The following is a 21,460-nucleotide window of genomic DNA, read 5'->3' as shown; positions in this document are numbered from 1 at the left end:
GAAATGAGAAGGGAATCTATGGCGCATCTTCTTGGTATCGATACCGGTGGAACATACACCGACGCAGTATTGCTTAACGACGAAACCGACGAAGTCGTCGCGCGTGCTAAATCGCTTACAACGCGGCCGGACCTCGCCTCTGGCATAGGTGCTGCGATTGACGCCGTTCTTAAAGACAGCAACGTTTCGGCATCCGCTATTTCTATGGTGTCTCTTTCTACAACACTCGCCACTAACGCACTGGTTGAAGGGCAAGGCGGGCGTGTCGCACTTGTCTTCATTGGGTTTGACGAAGCAGAACTCAAGAAATCGGATCTCGCTGACGCCCTGAATGGAGACCCTGTCGTCATAGTTAATGGTGGGCACACTCATTCGGGTGCTGTGAACATTTCACTCGATATCGATGCGCTTTACGCCGGTTTAGAGTCTTTATCGGTCCCGGTTACAGGCGTCGCAATTGCCGCGCGGTTTGCGACTCGGAATGCAGCGCACGAAATTGCAGCACGTGAAATCGTGCGAGAGGTTCTTGATGTTCCTGTAACCTGCTCTCATGAGTTGAGCGCGGCCCTTGGGGGGCCAAAGCGAGCGCTCACCGCTGTTTTGAATGCGCGTCTAGTCGGGTTGATCGAAAGATTGATCACCGCGACGGAACACCATGTCACATCCCGAGGGATCGACGCCCGCCTGATGGTCGTTCGTGGCGACGGCGCCTTGATTTCCGCGGAACTTGCACGAGAACGGCCGATTGAAACAATCTTAAGCGGCCCCGCCGCAAGCATTGCCGGCGCGCAGTGGCTAACAGGCGCACAAAACGCGCTGGTCAGCGATATTGGTGGCACAACAACCGATGTCTGCATACTCAGCGATGGCCTACCAAAAATTGATCCGCAGGGTGCCAAGGTCGGTAAGTACCGGACAATGGTCGAGGCCGTGGCGATGCGGACGTTTGGTTTGGGCGGGGATAGTGTGGTTTCTGTCGTCGAAGGGATGGAGCGTAGCCTGCTACTTGGTCCACGACGTGTAATGCCCCTGTCTTTGTTTGCGCTCGAATTCCCAGACATCGTGCACCCAGCTCTGGACGACGCGCTCGCTCTTGAAAACCCGCCCCCAGAGGCATTCCAATTCGTAGTTGTCCAGTTCCATGACACGCCTGTTGGTCTGGACGCTAGAGAATCTGCCGTTGCTACTCGCCTGCTGGATGGACCTATGCGTTGGGCAGATACAGTTAAGAACCGCGTCGATGAACCAGCCCTTTTTAGACTGGTGCAACGTGGTCTTGTGATGATGGTTGGTCTGACGCCCTCTGATGCAAGTCACGCGTTAGGTTTGATGGACGTCTGGGATTCTGACGCTGCCCTCAAAGGTTTGTCGGTCCTGGCAAAACAGAGAATTGGAACAGGTGATCGGTTTGCGGTCGGACCAGAACCCTTGGCGCAGGCGATTATTGATCAACTTACGAAACAGACAAGTTTGGCATTGTTAGAGACTGCTTTTGTTGAAGAAGGCTGGGATCAGGCTTCGGTATTGGCGCAGCATTCGCTTGTGCAGATTGGACTATCCGATCACAGAAATATCGCACGTGTGAATGTCGGGTTGGCGATGCCTGTCATCGGTCTCGGCGCTTCTGCTCAGGCTTATTATGGGGCTGTTGGCGAACGTCTTGGATGTGAAACCATTTTACCTGAAGATGGCGGGGTGGCGAATGCGATTGGCGCTGTTGTCGGGCAGGTTTCGGTCCGCGCTGAGGGAACTGTAACCAGTGGTGGGGAAGGCGCGTTTCGGGTTCATTTGCCGGATGGCCCTGTGCAATTTGGCGACAAGGACACTGCATTCGAAGCGTTGCGCAACGCGCTGACACGTCAGGCTACGGAGAAAGCAAAAGCGAGTGGTGTTGACGAGATCCGCATAACTGAGGACCTCGACTTGCGGGAAGCGCAGATCGAGGCTCAGACGATGTTCATCGAGGCAACGCTACGCATCACGGCGCGAGGACGTCCACGCATAACGAGCTAACTATTCGGCAGCGCGACGTGGGAGGACCCAATCAGGCCGGATGAAGTGACACGTGTAACCGTTAGGTATCCGTTCAAGATAGTCTTGATGTTCAGGCTCAGCCTCCCAAAAGTCAGCGACGGGGGCCAATTCAGTCACGACCTTTGCTGGCCATAAGCCTGACGCATCAACGTCTTTGATTGTATCGGTTGCAACTAATTTCTGACCCTCATCGACATAGTAAATCGCTGATCGGTACGACATGCCACGGTCGTTCCCCTGTCGGTTTTCGGTTGTCGGATCATGAATCTGGAAAAAGAATTCAAGAATGCGGCGGTAGGTAATGATTGCCGGATCGAACAGAATCTCGATTCCCTCAGCGTGTGTTCCGTGATTGCGGTACGTCGCATTTGGAATGTCCCCGCCCGTGTAACCAACGCGTGTCGATTCAACACCGGGTAGCTTTCGGATCAAGTCCTCCATGCCCCAAAAACAACCGCCTGCTATAACTGCGCGTTCCGTCATTACACATCCTCCACTTGATCTACGTATTCGCCATAACCTTCGGCTTTCATGTCTGCCTTGGCAATGAAGCGCAGCGATGCACCGTTAATACAGTAACGAAGACCACCACGATCAGCGGGTCCATCAGGGAAAACATGTCCTAGATGGCTGTCACCGTGGGTTGAGCGCACTTCGGTGCGGACCATCCCTAGCGTGCTGTCCGTTAGTTCATTCATATTTGAGGCTTCGATTGGCTTGGTAAAGCTGGGCCAACCGCAACCGGATTCGTACTTGTCTGAAGATGCAAACAGAGGTTCGCCGGAAACAATATCGACGTAAATCCCGACATCCTTGTTGTCCAGATACGCACCTGTCCAAGGGCGCTCTGTCCCGCTTTCTTGCGTCACATGGAATTGTTCTGGTGTCAGGGTTGCGATGACGTCTGTGTTCTTTTCGTACTTAGCCATGAGATGCCTCCGGTATAAGTGGTTCGTAACATGATATGGGATGCCCGCACGGAATTGCCAGCTTCCTTACAAGGTCATCACCAAAGCGAGAGGAACGGTATTCGCCTCCAATTCGTCAATTATTTTCCAAGCAATGCTTAAATGTCGGCACCGAGGTCAAAGGTCTCGTCCGGGAAGTATTTTGAGAGACGCACATCTGCAGCGCGTGCGTGTCCTTCCATTCCTTCCAGTCGGGAAATGCGTGCCGTTGCTTCGGCGACCCGCTTAGATCCCTCACGTGTGGATCGCTGCCAGGTTACAATTTTCATATACTTGTGCACGGAGAGTCCGCCAGTATATCCCGCCGCGCCAGACGTTGGCAGAACGTGGTTCGTACCCGATGCTTTGTCACCAAAAGACACTGTTGTTTCTTCGCCCAAGAACAATGATCCGTAGCAAGACAAACGGTCTAGCCACCATTCCAAATCAGCCGCCTGAACGGTCAAATGTTCGGGTGCGTATTCATCGGAGCAGGCCGCCATATCTTCACGGTCGGGACAAACGATGACTTCCGCATAGTCACGCCATGCGGCCGTCGCGTTTTCGCGGTTCAATTCTGGAAGGTCTTCAATCAGTGCTGGCACGCGGGCCATGACGTCTTCGGCCAATGCTTGATCGTCAGTGACCAACCAAACGGGTGAGTTGTAGCCGTGCTCAGCTTGGCTCACCAAGTCGGTTGCTACGATGTGTGCATCCGCTGTTTTATCGGCGATGATCAAGCTGTCGGTCGGTCCGGCGATCATATCAATCCCAACGCGCCCGAACAAAATGCTTTTCGCCTCGGCAACATATTGGTTACCGGGCCCGACAAGAATGTTTGCTTCGGGAAGTCCGAACAGCCCGAACGTCATTGCGGCAACAGCTTGGACACCACCCATCGCCATAATGGTATCGGCACCACAAATATGGGCCGCGTAGACGATTGCTGGTGGCAAACCTTCTGCACGCGGTGGCGACGTGGCCATGATGTTTTTACAGCCAGCAACCTTGGCGGTTGTCACTGTCATTATGGCGCTGGCGATGTGACTATATCGACCACCCGGAATATAGCACCCAGCAGCATCCACCGGGATTGCTTTTTGCCCTGCAATCAGCCCAGGAGTAATTTCAAGTTCAATGTCGGTGACTGTTCCCTTTTGCGCTTCGGCAAAGCGGCGAACGTTGTCATGAGCGAACAGGATATCGTCTTTTAGCTTTTGCGGAACCAAAGCACATGCAGCCTCAATTTCGGCATCTGTCAAAATGATATTTCCGTCGTACTTGTCAAACTTTTGCGCATATTCTCGCGCCGTTTCATCACCACCAGCCTCAATGTCGGTCAGTATGCCTTTAACTAGGTCATGAACGTCAGATGCACCTGACGCCGCCGTCAGTGTTGCCTTCTTGAGATAAGTTCTAGCCATCGGGTCGCCTTTCATTGGAGTGCTGGGCGTAGCAAGAAAATCGGGCAAACGCCTGGTGCTTACGTTAAACGATGAGCGCTTTTTCCGGATTTGTAGACACGGGGTAGACCAACCTCCAAGCGCTAAAGGCTGTTTTACCTTGCGATTCGGAAAATCAAAATTGTTACTTCAGAAATTCGAAATGATTAGCGACGTTGCTGGTTGTGGTTTTGATCACAGGCAAACATACGGACATGCCGCGCGGTCGTGGCGCTCAGTATCGGTCGGTGACCACGCTATAGATGTTCTCGGTTCTTGTTATGTGGATGCTCAAGCCCATAGCCATGCGCCACTCTGTAGCCGTCGTAGCGGCGACCTTTGTATTCATAGATGACCCAGATCATTAGCAACGCAAAGAGCAGGCTGGTCAGAATTGGAATATGAAAGAGCATTAGCCCCGACCCAACTGCGCCAAGCGCGAGGAACATTGTAAAGAAACCGCAAGGAATAGCCGTCACCGACGTCAAGGCGATAGCAGCCTTGCGAGGTGCCGGCGGTGCTCGATTATCGTTGCGCTTTATGTCTCTTCTTGCGCGTCAGACGTGTCTTCAAAGATCTCCGCCTCGACGATTTCGTCCTCAGAGTTGGCGACTGGAGCCGAAATTTGTCCAACAATTAGCGGCAGCATTTCAACGCCTGAAGGCATCGCAACTTCGCCTTTTGGTGGCTCACGCCATGACAACGTGTCAAACCCTGAACAATTCGAACAAACGGGGGCCCAAGCTGGATGGATGTGCTGACAGTTGTCACAAATCCATTGCGGGCCACGAGCCGCTGTAAGGGCTTTGGTAAGCCATCCTCGCACCACCGCATCATCTGATCCTTCGCCACGTTCAATCGCAGCCATGATCGTCAGATTACGAGATGTAGGTGTTTCTGCGACAAGCTCCGTGATCGCGCGGCGCGCCTCAGGAAAGTCCTCTGCGGCAATATTCAATTCCGCCAACAGCATTTTTGTTTCCGGGCTGCTCGACTGTAACTTGGTCAGCGCACGGAAACGCTTAAGCCTTGCTGTAGGAGTCTCATCTGGTGCGATCGCCGCGAAGGTAGCTGCGAGATCAGGGTGAGGGGAAACATCCCACGCTTTCTTAAGAACACGGGCTGCGGCGCGTGCGTTGTTCTTTTCGATATATGTTTCCGCCGCCATCACTGCAGCAGGAATCAAATCTGGTGACATTCTGTTGGCTTCAATCGCAGCATCCTGCGCTTCGGCGGTTTGGCCATCTTCAAACACACCCTTTGCTTCGGACAGTGCAAGCACAGCGTCGCGACGCTTATGCACATTGCGCGGCAACTGGCCAGTCTTGAGCTTCGCGGACAACGTTGCACGCGCACCTTTCCAGTCGGAACTTTCCGCCTGCAAGCGCAACAAAGTATCCTGCGTTTCGACATGCTTTGGCTTGATGGCAAACGCCTTTTCCGCAAGCAACAATGCAGTATCGGTATCGCCCTCTTCCAGCTTTTGCTTCATGATTCCACGCACACCGACGAAGCGTGTTTTGTCGTCTTCTAGAAGCTTACGGTATGTTTGTTCGGCAGTCTTACGGTCACCTGCAAGCTCTGCGGCTTGGGCTGTCAGTAGGTTGGTCAGCTCTGGGCGTTCCAAGAATTTTTCTGCGCGGTTCGCCTTGGCCATCGCCAAACGACCTTCACCAGACGCAAGCGCCATCATGCCCTCGGACAGCGCTTCGAAACCCTTGCGTTCGCGGTTACGTGAAAAGTAACGCGAGATCGCAGTTTCATCGCCATTGAGAAACTTGAACGCTGCAACCGCCAAACCGATCAATTTGAATGTAAGCCAAACAAGGGCCACCAGAATGATCAACCCAACCACCATTTCGATAACCGAGAACGAGGCCGCTTTACCACCGATATCAATCGTGGCGCTGCCGTCCATATCCAACAACAAGGTGGCGCCAAACGTGGCAGCCATAATAACGGCAACAAAGGCCAAAATCTTTAATAGGGACAAGATCATCAGGGAATCGCCTCAGTTCTAATTATAGGTTTCGGAAAGGGTCGAAATAGCATCGAGTACGTTCGCACGTTCTGTAGCGAGCGCGGTCCAGTCGGTCATTTCTGCGCGCACCACTTCGGGCAACGCTTCGATTTCAGCCAGGGAGTCTGACACGCGGCCTTCTTTGATCGCAGCTTCGGCACGCGACAAAACCGCATCCGGGCCAGGGCCCTCTTGCGGTGCAGTTGATCGCACATCGAATTGGTTTCTCAGGAACCCACCAATGCCACCAGCATCATCGGAAACACCTTCGGCGCGTGCGGTTGCTAGCGCAGCCCGTGCTGCAGCCGGAAACGCATCCGCCAATTCTGCGATTGTTGCCACACCGGCATCAGCGGCATTGGTTAGGGCAATTGGTAAATCAACGCCCTCAAGTTCCGCCAATGAATCAGCAAATGGAACGCCTGTATCAACGGCTTCCGAAACGCGGTTTAAAACAGCACGAGATGTAGCGGCCTGCGCCGTTGCTAGCGCTTCTTCGCGCGCAGCAGCTAGTTCGGCTTCCGTTTGCGCCGCCGCGGTCATTACCGCTTCTTGTTGCGTGGTCAGTTCTGCACGTAGCTCTTCTAGTTCTTGTTGATAAGCAGCTATGGCTGTTTCGGATAATGTGCCGTCCGAATTCGGTGCTTTCTCAATATCTGAAATGCGAACATCGAGCGCGGACAACTGATCTTCGAGTGAGGCCGCAACGTTTTCAATCTGCCCAGTTGTTTGCGCAGCTGATTCAGAAATCTGTGTCTCGATCGCCGAAACATCCAATTCCGGCGCCTCAGCCAATTGTGCTTCAATTGCTGCAATCTTTTCGGATTGCGCTGCAAACTGTGCTTCAAGCTCAGCCGATCCAGCGTTCAGCGGATAGAAGGTCGCGATGCCATATCCAATCGCGCCTGCAGCGACCCCGCCAAGAAGCAACGGAAAGAAACCTCCCGACTTGGAGCTTTCATTGGGTACAACAGTTTCAGCGACAATCGCTTCGTCTGCTAAGTCAGGTGTGGGTTCATTGATGACTTCATCGTTAACGACTTCCATCTCGAACTCGTCTTTGGAAACTTCCGCCTCAAAACCCAAACCATCCTCATCGTCAGGAATGTCATTAGATTGGGCGGTCTCGTTGTCCGTTGGCTCTAACCCCGTATCAACGACCTCAACAACGTCTTCAACCGACTTGTCGATCTTGGATTTCTTGGATGAACCTTTGGAAGACTTGGCCACGTTTGCCCCTACTCACTTCGACGAGGGCACGATCGCCCCGAGGATTACTCTAGCGTGCGTCCGAATGACCCTCAAGCAATCAAACGCGCTGTTGCTGCGGCCATCCCGCGCATATCTGGCCGTTCTGAAACCACCACTTTCTTTGGCAATAAAGTTTCGGCGGACTTAGCAACAGCACCGCTTATTGCGACGACCGTACAGCCATCTAATTGTAGTGCCCAACTTGCGAGAATCGACACTGTTTCCGCGGAAAACAGGGGAAGGATCAGTTTCGAAGCGCTGCTCAAATCCTTTTTGATACTTTCCGAAGGTGTTTGTGGAACTTTACGATAGGCGATCGCCTCCGTGCAGCGAATTCCCTGTGCAATGAGACGTTCTGTGACGTTACCGGTCGAATTTTCCCCCCGAATATGTTGTAGTGAAACTGTGGGAGACTTCCTCAGAATCAGTTCGACCAAGTCCTCTGCAGATCCATTCGCACTCAATGGCGCATAGCCCGCAACGTTCGCCAGTTGCGCAGTCGCGTCACCAACACAATAGGCCACCCGCCCTTGCCCTTCTGGGGCAAATAAGACACCTGCTTTTGATGTAAAGACGGCGGCATCAAAGTCCGATTGTTTTGTGGGAATCTCTTCGAAACTAAACGCAGGACACTTGATGGCGTCAAATGGTCCAGAATCCGCTCGCAACATCTGTAAAAACCGTTCAGCATCGGCGGCAGGTCTTGTTATCAGGATTGTAGGATCTTCAAAGGTCGGCACAGCTTGGACCCCCGGACCATTGTAGCGATTGCGCGCAAGTGTTACCTGCGAACACACCAGACGCAAGCAGGCGAGCGCGGCATTATGTCAGCATCTTTAACTATTCTCGGGATTGAAAGTAGTTGCGACGACACCGCCGCGGCTGTTGTCCATGGTGTCGCCGGCAAAGCAAGCATCCTGTCTAACGTTGTGTTTGGGCAAACTGAGATTCACGCGAGTTACGGTGGTGTAGTCCCTGAAATTGCAGCACGAGCTCATGCAGAGAAGATTGATCATGTTGTCGAGCAAGCCCTCGCAACTGCCACAAAAAACATAACGGAAATCGATGCAATCGCCGTTACGGCAGGGCCCGGTCTTATTGGTGGCGTCCTTTCCGGTGTCATGTGTGCGAAGGGATTAAGCGCTGCTTCGGGTGTGCCGCTTATCGGTGTAAACCACCTCGCTGGGCATGCGCTAACACCGCAGCTTACAAATGAGATCGAATTTCCCTACCTGATGTTGCTTGTCTCCGGCGGGCATTGCCAATTCCTGCTTGTCGAAGGACACGATACATATACGCGCCTTGGCGGAACCATTGATGACGCGCCCGGCGAAGCTTTCGATAAAACCGCGCGTATTCTAGGGTTACCTCAACCTGGCGGTCCGTCTGTAGAGGCCGCTTCGTTGCAAGGCGATTCTAAGGTGTTTTCGTTGCCGCGTCCGCTTCTCAATCGCGATGACTGCAACATGTCGTTCTCTGGCTTGAAGACCGCAGTGTTGCGTGCTCGTGACGATGTGATCTCAAAGCATGGCGGCCTTCCAACGCAAGCGCGCGCCGACCTTTGTGCTGGTTTTCAAGCCGCTGTAACGGACGTTCTTGTTGCGAAGTCGCGCAGGGCCCTTGCAGCTGCGCGGGCAATCGCGCCTTCAGTAAAAACGCTCGCAGTGGCGGGTGGTGTTGCAGCAAACGGGCCGATTCGCCACGCCCTGAAGCAGCTTTGCGCTGAAACAGAGACCTTTTTTGTGGCACCACCTCTTGCGCTTTGCACGGACAATGCCGCGATGATAGCTTATGCTGGAATGCTCCGGTTTACTGATGGCATGATTGATGACCTCACACTTTCAGCGCGTCCGCGTTGGCCGCTAGATCAGAAAAGCGCTTCCCTAACCGGCAGCGGAAAGAAGGGCGCAAAGTCATGAAACTAGCTGTCGCTGGAGCGGGTGCATTTGGAACGGGCCTTGCCATTTCCTTGGCTGCGAACGGCCCTGTTACGTTGTGGGCACGCGATGCGGATGCCGCCGCAGAGATTTCAAAGGCACGTGAAAACGTCCAGCGGCTCCCGGGTCATCCTCTTCCTGAAAACATCAATGTGACGTCTAATCTTGCCGCCCTCATTGACGCCGACACCATACTTCTTGCAATTCCGGCACAAAAGCTCGGAGAATGGCTGAAAGTGAACGCGGACCATTTTGCGGATAAGCGTCTTGTGGCGTGTTGCAAAGGTATCGACCAATCGACATTGCGCGGGCCAGTCGCCCAAATTGAAGCCCATGTTCCTTCTGCAATCTGTGCAATGCTAACAGGGCCAAGCTTTGCTGCAGATATCGCAAACCATCTGCCAACTGCATTAACCTTGGCCTGCAACGACGTAGATGAAGGTGCGTATCTTCAGGCCTGCCTATCTACACCAACGTTACGCCTGTACCTTAGCCAAGACGTTATTGGCGCTGAGCTTGGCGGAGCCTTGAAAAATGTGATCGCAATTGCCTGTGGCGTTTGCATGGGTGCTGGTTTTGGCGAAAGTGCGCGCGCTGCCGTTATTACGCGTGGCTTTGCTGAAATGCGGCGAATAGGAACGGCACTAGGGGCTGATCCAGAAACGCTTACAGGACTTTCCGGTTTCGGTGATCTTGCGTTAACGTGTACATCTGATGGGTCTCGTAACTATCGTTTCGGCTTATCAATCGGATCCGCGCAGGACTTTGACACCGCCACCACGGTTGAGGGTGCGGCGACGGCCGTTTCGGTTTCTAACCTTGCGCAAAAACATGACTTAGACCTACCAATTTGCCGCGTTGTCGCCGATCTGGCTTCTGGGAAAATTGATCCAGAAACAGCACTCGCGACGCTTCTGGCGCGGCCACTTAGAAAGGAATAACTATGCGCGTTGCTCTCATCACTCGTGACAAACCCGGCGCCCTTCAAATTCGCTTAGACAATCGCGACGCCCACCTCGCATACATCGAAGAAACGGGTGTTGTAGAAATGGCCGGCCCGTTTCTAGATGCTGACGGTACGATGTGCGGTTCGATGATCATCATGAACGTCGACAGCCTCACCGATGCGCATAATTGGGCCAAAAACGATCCCTATGCCAAAGCCGATCTTTTTGAGAAGGTGCGGATCGAAGAGTGGAAAAAGGTCGTCGGTTGATGCGTTATTGGCTGTTCAAATCCGAACCCTCGACGTGGAGCTGGGACAACCAGGTTGCCAAGGGCGATATCGGTGAAGAATGGGATGGCGTGCGCAACTATCAAGCGCGCAATTTCATGCGCGAAATGACTGTAGGCGACCGTGGGTTTTTCTATCACTCCCAAAAAGAGAAATCCGTCGTCGGGATTGTTGAGGTCTGCGCAGCCGCGCATCAGGACAGCACAACAGATGACGATCGTTGGGAATGCGTGGATATCAAAGCCGTTCGTCCGTTCGAAACACCCGTTACACTTGAGCAGATCAAGGCCGATAGTCTACTGCACGACATGATTCTAGTGCGGAATTCCCGCCTGTCGGTTCAGCCTGTTACTGAGGCCGAATGGTTTGCAATTTGCGCACTAGGCCGAACAAAACCTTAACATTGTGGACCCAAGACCCGCAAACTAGAGCGGATCAGTCTAAAGTGAGGAACGTGAAATGGGGTTTCTATCAGTTTTAGCCGCGGCGGCAGCGGGCTACGTATTTGGTGCGCTCTGGTACATGACGTTAGCTAAACCGTGGACCGAAGCGTCCGGTATAAAATGCGATGAAGATGGTCGCCCTGAAGGCAATTCACCGCTTCCGTTCATTTTGTCGGCAATCGCCATGGTTCTTGTCGCGGGTATGATGCGGCATACATTCGCTTTGTCAGGGATCGAAACCTTTGGAAAAGGGTTGCTGTCTGGAATGGGGATCGGGCTTTTCTTCATTAGCCCTTGGATCATGATTAACAATGCTTACGGAATGCGGCCGTTCAAACTAACGGTTATCGATAGCGGATACGCAGTCGTTGGCTGTGCGATCATGGGTGCAGTTACAGGGATGTTTTGAGCGCCAAAAAATGAAAGGGCCCGAGCACCCCGCCCAGACCCTTTCTCTCACCAACGTGCACTCCGAAAAGCCACCACACGTATCACTGAAACTGGTCCGGGCCATCCTGGCCGCAAAGGTTTGATAGCTTGTAAGGACCGAGTCTCGCAAACAAATAGCCCTTAAGATTTTCTACAAATGCAAACGCCCACCGCGATGGGTGGGCGTTGCATAGTCATATTAGCTGCTTTAGCCGTAGACGGATTCTTTACCGAAGTGCTTTGTCAGCATGTAGTAAATCACAGCACGGTACTTGCTGCGCTCGGATTTACCGTAAGTCTCGATGGCGGAGTTAATTCCGTCCATCAACTGCGGGCCATCTGCAAGGCCCAGCTTTTTCATGAGGAAATTTTTCTTCACTGTTTCCAGCTCAGACTCTTGTGAGCCTGCAACTGTTGACGCATCAGCATTATAAATGGACGGACCGCAGCCGATTGTTACCTTTGTCAAAAGGTCCATATCGGGCGTCATGCCACACTTGTTCTTCAGGTCATCTGCGTATTTCGCAATAAGGTCATCACGTTTGCTCATGGTATACTCCCACCAAAATTTCGGCCTGTTCTAACGGCGCTGCGGGAATGTTAGTCCCTGAATCCGTTTGAGCAAAGGAAAATTCTGCTTTGCTTTTCCCCCCAACCTAGCGGCAGGTCCCCCAGCCCCTTGCCTGTAGGTGAAAATGATCCGCGTGGAGGCTGTTGTAATCCGGACTTAGTGTCGTCGCGAACCATGTACAGGCGCTATCACGAACCGCGCGCAGAAACTGGCCTTCTTCCGTTCCGTCGTCCCAATCTGCAATTAGGCGAATACGCCGGCCATCCGAAAAATCAAAACCAGTAATGTCGATCGCATCGCCAGTGGAGTGTGTGCTCCATCGGGTGCTTGCACCCTGCGTTGTGCGAATGGGACGACAATTGTAACTTCCCACTTGGCGGAAAACCGTCGCTGTGGCTCCAAGGTATTCCTGTGCAGCTGGTTGCACGCCGTGGCGCTCCCACATAGCCATCCTAAGCGCTGTCGCGCAGGAGGTCTCTATTCGGTCAATTCGTGCATCCCCGACAGTCGAAATCGAAACTCGGTTGCGGATATGGCAGTGCTCTGTCGCTTCAAACGGATCCATCGAAGTGATTTGCGCGGCCACTGCGAGAACCGAGCGGCATTGGGCAGGGTCGTTTAGCGCCATCCGCAGCTTGGATGAAGTCAGCGGTGTAACAGGGTGCGCGACTGCTAAGGGAACGGTCGGATTCCACTGTGGTGGCAGAGGCGTATCGGGGTGAAGTACAGCCAATAACGAACCAACTACTCCCCCGATGAAAAGCAGCGTGAATAATGCACTTCCGACGGAGCGAAAAATCGCCCAGCGCCATTTTCTGGCCGTTGGTTTTTCGGGTTGATCTTCGTGTTCTGGTTCGTCGACCTGCACTCGTCACCCCATTTGCTGAGTTTAACCTAATGTGAAGTTTCGCTACCTCCAACGCAAAACGCCGACCCAAACGGGCCGGCGTTTTCGATTTTTGTATTCGCTTAGTTAGTAGCGGTAGTGCTCTGGCTTGAATGGACCATCAACGGACACACCGATGTAATCGGCTTGTTCCTTATCAAGCGAAGACAGCTTCACTCCGATACGATCAAGGTGCAGACGCGCAACTTTTTCGTCCAAGTGCTTTGGCAAGATGTAAACGCCAGGCTGATACTCATCCCCCTTTGTGAACAGTTCGATCTGCGCCAGAACTTGGTTTGTGAAGGACGCCGACATCACGAAGGATGGGTGTCCTGTCGCGTTACCAAGGTTCAACAAACGGCCCTCAGACAACAAGATCAAGCGGTTGCCATTCGGCATCTCGATCATGTCGACCTGTTCTTTGATATTCGTCCATTTATGGTTCTTCAACGCAGCGACTTGGATTTCGTTGTCGAAGTGACCGATGTTGCCAACAATCGCCATGTCTTTCATCGCACGCATGTGTTCGATGCGAATGACGTCTTTGTTGCCTGTTGTCGTTACGAAGATGTCAGCCATGCCTACGACTTCATCGAGAGTGGTAACCTGAAAGCCGTCCATTGCAGCCTGAAGCGCGCAGATAGGGTCAACTTCGGTTACGATTACACGTGCGCCAGCACCGGACAATGACGCGGCCGAACCTTTGCCCACGTCGCCGTAACCCATCACGACAGCGACCTTACCAGCCATCATTGTATCGGTCGCGCGGCGAATGCCGTCAACGAGCGATTCCTTACAACCGTATTTGTTGTCGAACTTCGACTTGGTCACGGAGTCGTTCACGTTGATCGCTGGGAATGGCAGTTGGCTGTTCTTGTGCAGATCGTAAAGACGGTGAACGCCTGTAGTTGTTTCTTCAGAAACACCTTGGATCGCTTCACGCGTTTTCGTGAACCAGCCAGGGCTTTCTTTCATGCGCTTGGCGATCTGCTTTTTGATCGCTTCTTCCTCTTCGGATTGCGGCACAGGGATAATCTCTTCACCAGCTTCTGCACGTGCACCCAAGAGGATGTACAATGTCGCGTCGCCACCATCATCGAGGATCATGTTCGCGCCTTCAGGGAACATGAAAGACTTGTCGAGGTAGTCCCAATGCTCTTCCAAAGACTGGCCTTTGATCGCAAACACCGGCGTGCCACCTTCAGCAATCGCTGCGGCAGCGTGATCTTGTGTGGAAAAGATGTTGCATGACGCCCAGCGTACATCGGCGCCCAGCTCAACAAGTGTTTCAATCAACACAGCCGTCTGAATGGTCATGTGCAACGATCCAACGATGCGTGCACCCTTCAGTGGCTTACTTTTACCAAATTCAGCGCGACAAGCCATCAGGCCCGGCATTTCAGTTTCAGCAATGTCCAGCTCTTTGCGGCCAAACGCCGCCAGTGCAATGTCTTTTACGATATAGTCATTGGCCATGGTGGCTCTCCTTACATACTTTGTTGACGCCCCCTTAACACCGCAAAGAGGTCTCGACAATCTAAGCAAGTGCGCCGTAGGGTCACCGTCTAATTCGGAGTGCTTTAGATGAAACAACCCCGTGCATGGCAACGCATGTTATCTGGTCGTCGACTAGACCTACTTGACCCGACCCCGATGGATATCGAAATCGAAGATATCGCCCATGGACTCGCCTTTGTTGCGCGTTGGAATGGTCAGACTGTTGGCGATTTCGCCTACTCGGTTGCTGAGCATTCTTTGTTGGTTGAACAAATTTTTGCGGCGATGAATCCGAACGCACCTGTCAGATGGCAGCTCGCTGCATTGCTGCACGATGCGCCTGAATATGTAATTGGCGACATGATCAGCCCCGTTAAGGCTGCGGTAGGTCCGGGTTACGAGACTCTTGATGAGCGCCTTATGGCAGCAATCCACATTCGGTTCGGACTGCCCGCACAAGTGCCTGCGGACGTGAAAAAGAAGATCAAGAAAGCCGACAAGATAAGTGCGTGGCTCGAGGCTGTTCAGATCGCGGGGTTTACGAAGGCTGAAGCAGACAAGCTTTTCGGAAAAATCGATTCTAACATTGCACAAACCGCGGAAATCCAGCTGCGCGCACCCCTCGCAGTTCGTCAAGATTTTACCCGTCGTCATGCCGAACTAATGGACTTACTATGACCTTCACCGTCCGCGCTATGCAAATGTATGATGTTCCAGACTGCGTCGTTATAATCAATCATACCATCTCTCTTGGTGGCAGTACCGCCCATGAAGAACCTTACAACGCATCCGATTTCGCGGCCCATTATTTTGAAGACGCTGAAGTCGCAAATGTTGTGCTTCACGGCGAACGGATCGTCGGTTTTCAAGGAGCGTTTGAGGTTGAATCCGGAGTCTATTCCATCGGCAGTTTCACCGACCAAATGAATCCCGTGCGCGGAGCTGGAAAAGCCATGTTCGAAAAAACACGGGTCGATTGTAAAAATCGTGGGGGTACGTCCATCATCGCCAAGATCACTGAAGATAATTCAGGCGGCCTCGCGTTTTACTCCAAAATGGGATTCCAGCCCGATCATGTGAAACCCGCTGACCACACGCGCCCGAATGGAACGCAAGTGGACCGGATCGTAAAACGGTTCGTGCTTTAAGTCCCTTGGGCGGCTGCAAGGAAACAGCCACCCTTTAGGTATTCTACCAAAGATCGCGGTACGGGCTGAACCCAAACTGCGCGTTCGAGCTTTGACGTTTGTTTTTGGGAACATATCGATCAGGGTGATCTTTAAGGCGTTCCGGAATGTCGTTTCCGCGATTAACAAGTGTTGCGGTGAACATGGCATCTGCAAGTAGGGTAAACATATCGACCTCCATTGGCATTGTTGATGCTCAATGAATAATGGATGTTATCAATTCACCCTAGTCAGGATGATTTCACATATGTTAGCCTATCTTTCAAATGAATTGGCATGACATTCCTTCCCTCTCTGCGCTTCGTGCATTCGAGGCCGCCGCGCGACATGGTAGCTTTTCCGCCGCAGCGCGAGATCTGAACGTAACGCATGCTGCCATAGGCCAGCATGTCCGCGCGCTCGAAGATCATTTTGGTCAGTCGTTGATGAAACGTGAAGGTCGAGGCATGACCGTGACTGAGATCGGCAGGAGACTCGCCGATCAACTGTCGGAAGCCTTCGGGATTATAGCCAGCGCCTCAAACGTCCTACTCGACAACGCCAAAAACCGAGCTATCCGCATCGCCGTAACGCCTTCATTCGCAGCCAATTGGTTAATGCCTCGCATCGGCGCGTTCTGGGACCAAAACCCAGATATCGAACTTGAGTTGTTGCCCGCTGGAAAACTCGTCGATCTGCGCCAAGACAATGTCGACGTTGCAATCCGTTACGGCAAAGGCGGTTGGACTGGTGCGAAAGTTAGCAAACTGATGTCCGCAGGGCATATGGCCGTTGCCGCTACTTCCTATATGGAAGGTCGCAAAATCGAGTGCTTTGACGATCTAAAAGGCGCGCGATGGCTGATGGCAAAAGCCCAATCCGAAGAACGCTACTGGGTGAAAACCGGCGGAATTGACCTCGATGGTGAAAATGTGACGGTCTTTCCAACCGCTCAACTAACGCGTGAGGCCGCATTGGCGGGACTCGGTGTCGCTATCATACCTGAGCCGATTGCGGATCCGCACGTCAAATCAGGAAAGCTTGTTGTGTTGTGCGTCGAAGAAAACAGCCCAGCCGCTTACCATGTCCTCACACGTCCGGAAATCATCTCGCCGTCACGGGATGTCTTTGTAAAATGGTTGAAAAACGAAGCCAACACCTGACAACGATTACCTCAACATATTGACTGTCGATCTGCCTTGCTAGCGCGGGCTGCGCTTCGCCAAAATCCGTTGCAGTGTTCGGCGATGCATGTTCAGCCGCCGCGCGGTTTCAGATACATTGCGATCACACAATTCATAAACCCGTTGGATATGTTCCCAACGGACCCGATCAGCGCTCATCGGGTTTTCTGGTGGAGGTGGCAATTCCGCACCGTTGGTCAACAGCGCATTCATAACGTCCGTCGCGTCTGCTGGTTTGGAAAGATAATCGGTCGCGCCAATCTTTACCGCTGCAACAGCTGTCGCAATCGCGCCATAACCAGTCAACACAACGATACGTGCTTCGGGTCGACTTTCGCGCAGCGTTTCAACCACATCAAGGCCGGTTCCGTCCTCAAGACGTAAGTCGACGACAGCATAAGCAGGTGGGCGCGCTGTCGCGATTGCCTTACCTGCTGCGACACTTTCTGCGGTTTCAACCGAGAACCCACGTTTCTCCATTGCCTTGGCTAGGCGACGCAAAAAAGGTTCGTCATCGTCCACCAACAACAGGGACGCATCTTCTCCGATAGGTTCCAGATCCATGTACCATCCCTTTTCTCTTCCCACCCAAGACTTATCGTTGGATGGGAGTACGGTCAAATGATCTGGTTAGCTTGCTGCATCAACGAAGCAACTAAGGCTCTCGGCCATTTGCTCTGGTGTGACATCACGACGATAGAATTCCTGAAACCCTTGCTCGGGGAAAACAAGGTAAGACATCGTTGTATGGTCAACGAGGTAAAACTCATCCTCAGCGTCTTGTTTGGCATAATACGTACGATACGCCTGCGATGCAGCCCTGACCTGTTCGAGTGATCCGGTAAGTCCGATCATCCGGTCGTGGAAGTTTTCTGTAAAGTCTCGCACGACGTCGACTGTATCACGTTCAGGGTCAATCGAGATAAACACAGGGGTCACATCCACGCCCTGTTCATCCAATATTTCAATCGCTTGAGCGTTTCTCATGTTGTCTAACGGACAAACATCCGGACAAAACGTATAGCCAAAGTAGATCAATGTCGGACCTGTTATGACGTCCTCATTGGTTACGGTCACGCCATTCTCATCAACCAATTCAAATGGACCCCCGATGGCGCCAGCAGCAGACTGACTGGCTCGGCACTCAGCAAACATATCGTCACTTCGGCCAAATTTAGTAGCGGCAAACGTTCCACCCAAAAGGGCAACAACAACAGCGCCGGCGGCAATTGCATAGGTCTTAGACATAATGAGCATCCACATATTTAGGTCGCGACTGCCACCTAAATATGTGCACCATACAAAAAGCGTAAGTAACAATCGAGATACCGGTCAATATGGCGCAGATAGAAAACGACGTTTTTCAGAATCAGAACCGCAGCAACTGGGTGCGCGTTCGAACACTAGCATCAATCCGGTGGATCGCTGTCTTGGGGCAAATTACCGCTGTATTTGCGGCTATCTTTGTTTTCCGCCTGAACCTAGAAACTGGACTGATCGCGGTCGTTATCGGCTTGTCGGTCCTTCTGAACGTCGTTTCGTACCTCATCTATCCAGAAAACCGCCGACTATCCGAAAATGAAGCGAACCTAATGATCGGATTTGATCTCGCGCAGCTTGGGTTGTTGCTGTTGTTAACGGGCGGGCTGAACAATCCGTTCGCTCTCCTTCTCCTCGCGCCAGTATCTGTCGCCTCGACACTTTTGCCGCTTCGCAGCACACTGATCATTGGCGCAACGACACTCACCATCGTGACGATACTGCGATTCGCTAGCCTTCCCATCATGACGGCATCCGGTTTTCCACTGATCCTTCCAGATCTATTTGTGTTCGGTTTTTGGATCGCGTTGGTAATCGGTGTGGTCTTTGTCGGAATTTATGCGCGCCAAGTTACGCAAGAAACCCTGTCCATGAGCGAAGCCCTTGTCGCCACACAAATGGCCTTGGCACGTGAGCAAAAACTAACTGATCTTGGCGGCGTTATTGCAGCGGCTGCGCATGAGCTTGGGACGCCGCTTGCTACAATCAAACTGGTCAGCAGTGAATTGTTGGACGAGCTGGGTGACAACGAAGAGTTGAAAGAAGATGCACGGCTCATACGTGAGCAAGCAGATAGATGTCGCGACATTTTACGCTCCATGGGTCGGGCCGGAAAAGAAGATCACTTACTGCGCCAAGCGCCAATCGAAACAGTCATTCGGGAAGCGAGTGAACCGCATCTACATCGTGGCAAGTTGGTGCAATTCAAAACGCAAGCACCTGCAGGAGACAATCAACGTCAGCCTGACATTTTTAGACGCCCAGAGATCATCCACGGCATCCGAAATTTCGTTCAGAACGCGGTAGATTTCTCGCAAAGCTCGGTCTTGGTTGCGATAAGCTGGACTGAAGATTTTATCACTGTCGACATCGGTGATGATGGTCCGGGTTTCCCCAGTTCAGTTCTCAATCGGATTGGCGAACCATTCGTGCGGCGACGTAAATCAGAAGAAGGAAGTGAACGCCGGCCCGGGTATGAGGGCATGGGCCTTGGTCTGTTTATCGCCAAGACCCTTTTGGAACGATCCGGTGCGACGTTAAGTTTTGTAAACGGCCCCTCTCAGGCAAAGCCAAAGATGGGTCGCGGCGCAATCGTAACTGTTAATTGGCCTCGGAGCAGCATCGAGCCTTCAACTGAAACGGCACGCGGCGCACTTGGTGACAACACACTGATTAGCTAACATTTAACGCCCGGTTAACTTAATTGGCTCATTTTTGGCTTCGCAGCGTCGGAGGTCTGAAATGAGTCAAATTGGTTTTCTCAGCGTATTTGGTGCCATTCTTACGGGTGCACTTTGTGCCTTTGGATTTCTTGCTTTTTGGATTCGAGCAAACAGAAGTTCTCTCGTGACCGCACGCACGCTTATGCTTGAGGCAGAGGCTGCCATTACCTTTCTCTTTGATGATGAAACCCTCGTTAACGCATCCAGCCCTGCCCGCGACCTCATGGAGCACCGACAAGCCGATCAATCGGACTGGGAAGCATTTCTTTCCATTCTTTCTGCACGTTTTCCAGATCTACGGTCCCAGCTCTCTGAGCTTGCGGTCACCGGGAGAAAGTCAATTAAACCCGTGGATGGCCATAGCAGCTGGATTGAAGCTGAGTATTGGAACGGATTGGCGCGAATTACACTGGTCCAACATAAAGACCACCCTGACGATACCATCGATCCGCTTACAGCAAACGCAATTGAACATGAGCTTGAGACACTGCGCAGCATCGGCGAAGATTCTCCGCAACTGATTTGGAAGCAAGACTCCCAAGGCGTTCTTACTTGGGCAAACAGGTCATACATCGAACTTTCTGAAGTGCTATTTCCTGCTGCGCCAGACGCAGCGCTTCCTTGGCCACCACGTGATGTTTTTAGCAATATCGCTAGGCCAGCAGGAAATGCCCCCATCGTTGAAATGCACCGCATCGACGTTGCGCAAAACGAGAAACCTATCTGGTTTGAAATCACTAGCTTGAAGCGCGGGCTCGACACGATCCATTTTGCAATCGACGCAACTGCTGTTGTATCAGCCAAAGAAGCCCAGCGTGACTTTGTGCAGACTCTTACAAAGACTTTCGCTCAGCTCTCCGTGGGCCTCGCGATTTTTGATGCAGACCGGCGCTTGGTTATATTTAACCCCGCACTTGGTGACCTAAGCCTGTTGCCACCCGATTTCTTAATCGCGCGACCAACGTTGTTTTCGTTTCTTGATCGTCTTCGCGACAACCGGATGATGCCAGAACCTAAAGACTACTCTTCTTGGCGCAATCAAATGGCTGCGCTGGAATCTGCTGCTGCAGAAGGAAGCTATCAAGAAACGTGGGCCATTCCGAACGGGCAAACATTTCGGGTAACCGGTAAGCCACACCCGAATGGCGCAATCGCGTTCCTGTTAGAAGACATAAGCGACGAAGTTTCCCTGACACGTAAGTTCCGCTCACAGATCGATGTTGGCAGCGCCGTTATCGACAACTTGGAGGCAGCAGTATGCGTATTTTCCTCGTCAGGAACGCTGGTCATGGCAAACACCGCCTATCAGTCGCTTTGGGGCACTCAGCTAGACGGGGCAATCAATAGTCGCGACTTTTCAGAGGAGTCCGCGAATTGGCAGGAAGCCACTGCACCGTCACCGATTTGGGTCAAACTTCACGAGGCAGTCAGTCTTGGAAAAACGGAGCCTTCTTGGAGCGGTCGTGTTTGGTTGGATAATCAAATTGAAATTAACTGCCAGTACCACCCTTTGCCGGACGGCAATCATCAGGTCACGTTCACCTTTTCCGAAAAAGAAAATGCGGGCTCTGGCTTTGTTGAATCGTCCGATTTCAAGCCGCAGCGCTCTGTGTCTGTCTGATTAACCTTGCAGGCAATTCGGGGCAGCTTAATGTTG

At 52.5% G+C, this 21,460-nt stretch carries 24 protein-coding genes; 11 read left to right on the top strand and 13 right to left on the bottom strand.

What is annotated here, in order from left to right:
• Positions 1-18 precede the first annotated feature (18 nt).
• A complete protein-coding gene (locus OSB_RS15970; protein WP_049835920.1) occupies positions 19-2,013 on the top strand; it encodes a hydantoinase/oxoprolinase N-terminal domain-containing protein in 1,995 nt (664 codons plus the stop codon).
• Here the strand turns inward: OSB_RS15970 and msrA are convergent, their stop codons facing one another.
• The 7 genes from msrA to OSB_RS15935 form a co-directional block, all read right to left on the bottom strand.
• The gene (gene msrA, locus OSB_RS15965; protein ID WP_049835919.1) at positions 2,014-2,517 is read right to left on the bottom strand and encodes a peptide-methionine (S)-S-oxide reductase MsrA; all 504 of its coding nucleotides are present in this window, start codon (positions 2,515-2,517) and stop codon (positions 2,014-2,016) included.
• Positions 2,517-2,963, bottom strand: a complete 447-nt coding sequence (gene msrB / locus OSB_RS15960; protein WP_049835918.1) for a peptide-methionine (R)-S-oxide reductase MsrB — start codon at positions 2,961-2,963, stop codon at positions 2,517-2,519. Before msrB ends, msrA begins: the two co-directional genes overlap by 1 nt.
• A 137-nt stretch (positions 2,964-3,100) precedes the next feature.
• A complete protein-coding gene (hisD, locus tag OSB_RS15955) occupies positions 3,101-4,405 on the bottom strand; it encodes a histidinol dehydrogenase (protein WP_049835917.1) in 1,305 nt (434 codons plus the stop codon).
• Between the two features lie 275 nt (positions 4,406-4,680).
• Positions 4,681-4,836, bottom strand: a complete 156-nt coding sequence (locus OSB_RS16745; RefSeq protein WP_158454128.1) for a hypothetical protein — start codon at positions 4,834-4,836, stop codon at positions 4,681-4,683.
• A gap of 125 nt (positions 4,837-4,961) precedes the next feature.
• A complete protein-coding gene (locus OSB_RS15945; RefSeq protein WP_049835915.1) occupies positions 4,962-6,422 on the bottom strand; it encodes a heme biosynthesis protein HemY in 1,461 nt (486 codons plus the stop codon).
• A gap of 18 nt (positions 6,423-6,440) precedes the next feature.
• The gene (locus tag OSB_RS15940) at positions 6,441-7,673 is read right to left on the bottom strand and encodes a COG4223 family protein (RefSeq protein WP_049835914.1); all 1,233 of its coding nucleotides are present in this window, start codon (positions 7,671-7,673) and stop codon (positions 6,441-6,443) included.
• A gap of 71 nt (positions 7,674-7,744) precedes the next feature.
• Positions 7,745-8,434 (bottom strand): uroporphyrinogen-III synthase, encoded by a 690-nt coding sequence (locus tag OSB_RS15935; protein WP_049835913.1) that lies wholly within the window; start codon positions 8,432-8,434, stop codon positions 7,745-7,747.
• An 84-nt stretch (positions 8,435-8,518) separates the two neighbouring features.
• Between OSB_RS15935 and tsaD the strand changes: the two genes are divergently transcribed.
• From tsaD to OSB_RS15910, 5 genes are read left to right on the top strand one after another with little or no spacing between them, the layout of a single operon-like run.
• Entirely contained in the window at positions 8,519-9,613 is a 1,095-nt protein-coding gene (tsaD, locus tag OSB_RS15930; protein ID WP_049836221.1) for a tRNA (adenosine(37)-N6)-threonylcarbamoyltransferase complex transferase subunit TsaD, read from the top strand.
• Positions 9,610-10,572: an NAD(P)H-dependent glycerol-3-phosphate dehydrogenase gene (locus OSB_RS15925; protein ID WP_049835912.1), complete on the top strand. Its 963-nt coding sequence runs from the start codon at positions 9,610-9,612 to the stop codon at positions 10,570-10,572. Before tsaD ends, OSB_RS15925 begins: the two co-directional genes overlap by 4 nt.
• A gap of 2 nt (positions 10,573-10,574) precedes the next feature.
• Positions 10,575-10,847: a YciI family protein gene (locus tag OSB_RS15920; RefSeq protein ID WP_049835911.1), complete on the top strand. Its 273-nt coding sequence runs from the start codon at positions 10,575-10,577 to the stop codon at positions 10,845-10,847.
• Positions 10,847-11,266 carry an EVE domain-containing protein gene (locus OSB_RS15915; protein ID WP_049835910.1) on the top strand — a complete coding sequence of 140 codons (420 nt, stop codon included), beginning with the start codon at positions 10,847-10,849 and terminating at the stop codon, positions 11,264-11,266. The genes OSB_RS15920 and OSB_RS15915 overlap by 1 nt, the downstream gene beginning before the upstream one ends.
• A gap of 58 nt (positions 11,267-11,324) precedes the next feature.
• Entirely contained in the window at positions 11,325-11,717 is a 393-nt protein-coding gene (locus tag OSB_RS15910; protein WP_049835909.1) for a DUF1761 domain-containing protein, read from the top strand.
• A gap of 228 nt (positions 11,718-11,945) precedes the next feature.
• Here OSB_RS15910 and OSB_RS15905 read toward each other — a convergent pair whose 3' ends face one another.
• The 3 genes from OSB_RS15905 to ahcY all read right to left on the bottom strand — a co-directional run bounded on the left by OSB_RS15905 (position 11,946) and on the right by ahcY (position 14,670).
• Positions 11,946-12,287 carry a DUF2853 family protein gene (locus tag OSB_RS15905; protein ID WP_049835908.1) on the bottom strand — a complete coding sequence of 114 codons (342 nt, stop codon included), beginning with the start codon at positions 12,285-12,287 and terminating at the stop codon, positions 11,946-11,948.
• A 106-nt stretch (positions 12,288-12,393) separates the two neighbouring features.
• Entirely contained in the window at positions 12,394-13,176 is a 783-nt protein-coding gene (locus tag OSB_RS15900; protein ID WP_049835907.1) for an extensin-like domain-containing protein, read from the bottom strand.
• Positions 13,177-13,281: 105 nt separating this feature from the next.
• Complete coding sequence (gene ahcY / locus OSB_RS15895; RefSeq protein ID WP_049835906.1) at positions 13,282-14,670, bottom strand: adenosylhomocysteinase; 1,389 nt, start codon at positions 14,668-14,670, stop codon at positions 13,282-13,284.
• Between the two features lie 108 nt (positions 14,671-14,778).
• Here ahcY and OSB_RS15890 point away from each other — a divergent pair, with 108 nt between their 5' ends.
• Complete coding sequence (locus OSB_RS15890; RefSeq protein ID WP_049835905.1) at positions 14,779-15,369, top strand: HD domain-containing protein; 591 nt, start codon at positions 14,779-14,781, stop codon at positions 15,367-15,369.
• Complete coding sequence (locus OSB_RS15885) at positions 15,366-15,839, top strand: GNAT family N-acetyltransferase (RefSeq protein WP_049835904.1); 474 nt, start codon at positions 15,366-15,368, stop codon at positions 15,837-15,839. The genes OSB_RS15890 and OSB_RS15885 overlap by 4 nt, the downstream gene beginning before the upstream one ends.
• 43 nt (positions 15,840-15,882) lie before the next feature.
• On the opposite strand, the gene OSB_RS16740 is transcribed toward OSB_RS15885, so the two are convergent.
• Complete coding sequence (locus OSB_RS16740) at positions 15,883-16,047, bottom strand: hypothetical protein (protein WP_158454127.1); 165 nt, start codon at positions 16,045-16,047, stop codon at positions 15,883-15,885.
• Positions 16,048-16,144: 97 nt separating this feature from the next.
• On the opposite strand from OSB_RS16740, the gene OSB_RS15880 reads away from it, so the two are divergent.
• Complete coding sequence (locus OSB_RS15880; protein ID WP_049835903.1) at positions 16,145-17,020, top strand: LysR family transcriptional regulator; 876 nt, start codon at positions 16,145-16,147, stop codon at positions 17,018-17,020.
• 39 nt (positions 17,021-17,059) lie between these two features.
• Here OSB_RS15880 and OSB_RS15875 read toward each other — a convergent pair whose 3' ends face one another.
• A complete protein-coding gene (locus OSB_RS15875) occupies positions 17,060-17,605 on the bottom strand; it encodes an ActR/PrrA/RegA family redox response regulator transcription factor (protein ID WP_049835902.1) in 546 nt (181 codons plus the stop codon).
• Positions 17,606-17,671: 66 nt separating this feature from the next.
• Complete coding sequence (locus tag OSB_RS15870; RefSeq protein ID WP_049835901.1) at positions 17,672-18,289, bottom strand: SCO family protein; 618 nt, start codon at positions 18,287-18,289, stop codon at positions 17,672-17,674.
• A gap of 89 nt (positions 18,290-18,378) precedes the next feature.
• Between OSB_RS15870 and regB the strand changes: the two genes are divergently transcribed.
• Positions 18,379-19,761, top strand: coding sequence for a sensor histidine kinase RegB (gene regB / locus OSB_RS15865; protein ID WP_049835900.1), 1,383 nt, complete (start codon positions 18,379-18,381; stop codon positions 19,759-19,761).
• Positions 19,762-19,927: 166 nt separating this feature from the next.
• Positions 19,928-21,424, top strand: coding sequence for a PAS-domain containing protein (locus OSB_RS15860; RefSeq protein WP_049835899.1), 1,497 nt, complete (start codon positions 19,928-19,930; stop codon positions 21,422-21,424).
• Positions 21,425-21,460 lie beyond the last annotated feature (36 nt).

Origin of the sequence: Octadecabacter temperatus (genome assembly GCF_001187845.1) — a bacterium.
GTDB lineage: Bacteria > Pseudomonadota > Alphaproteobacteria > Rhodobacterales > Rhodobacteraceae > Octadecabacter > Octadecabacter temperatus.
Note: the sequence above shows the minus strand (reverse complement) of the source record. Positions and strands in the feature narration are given on the sequence as shown.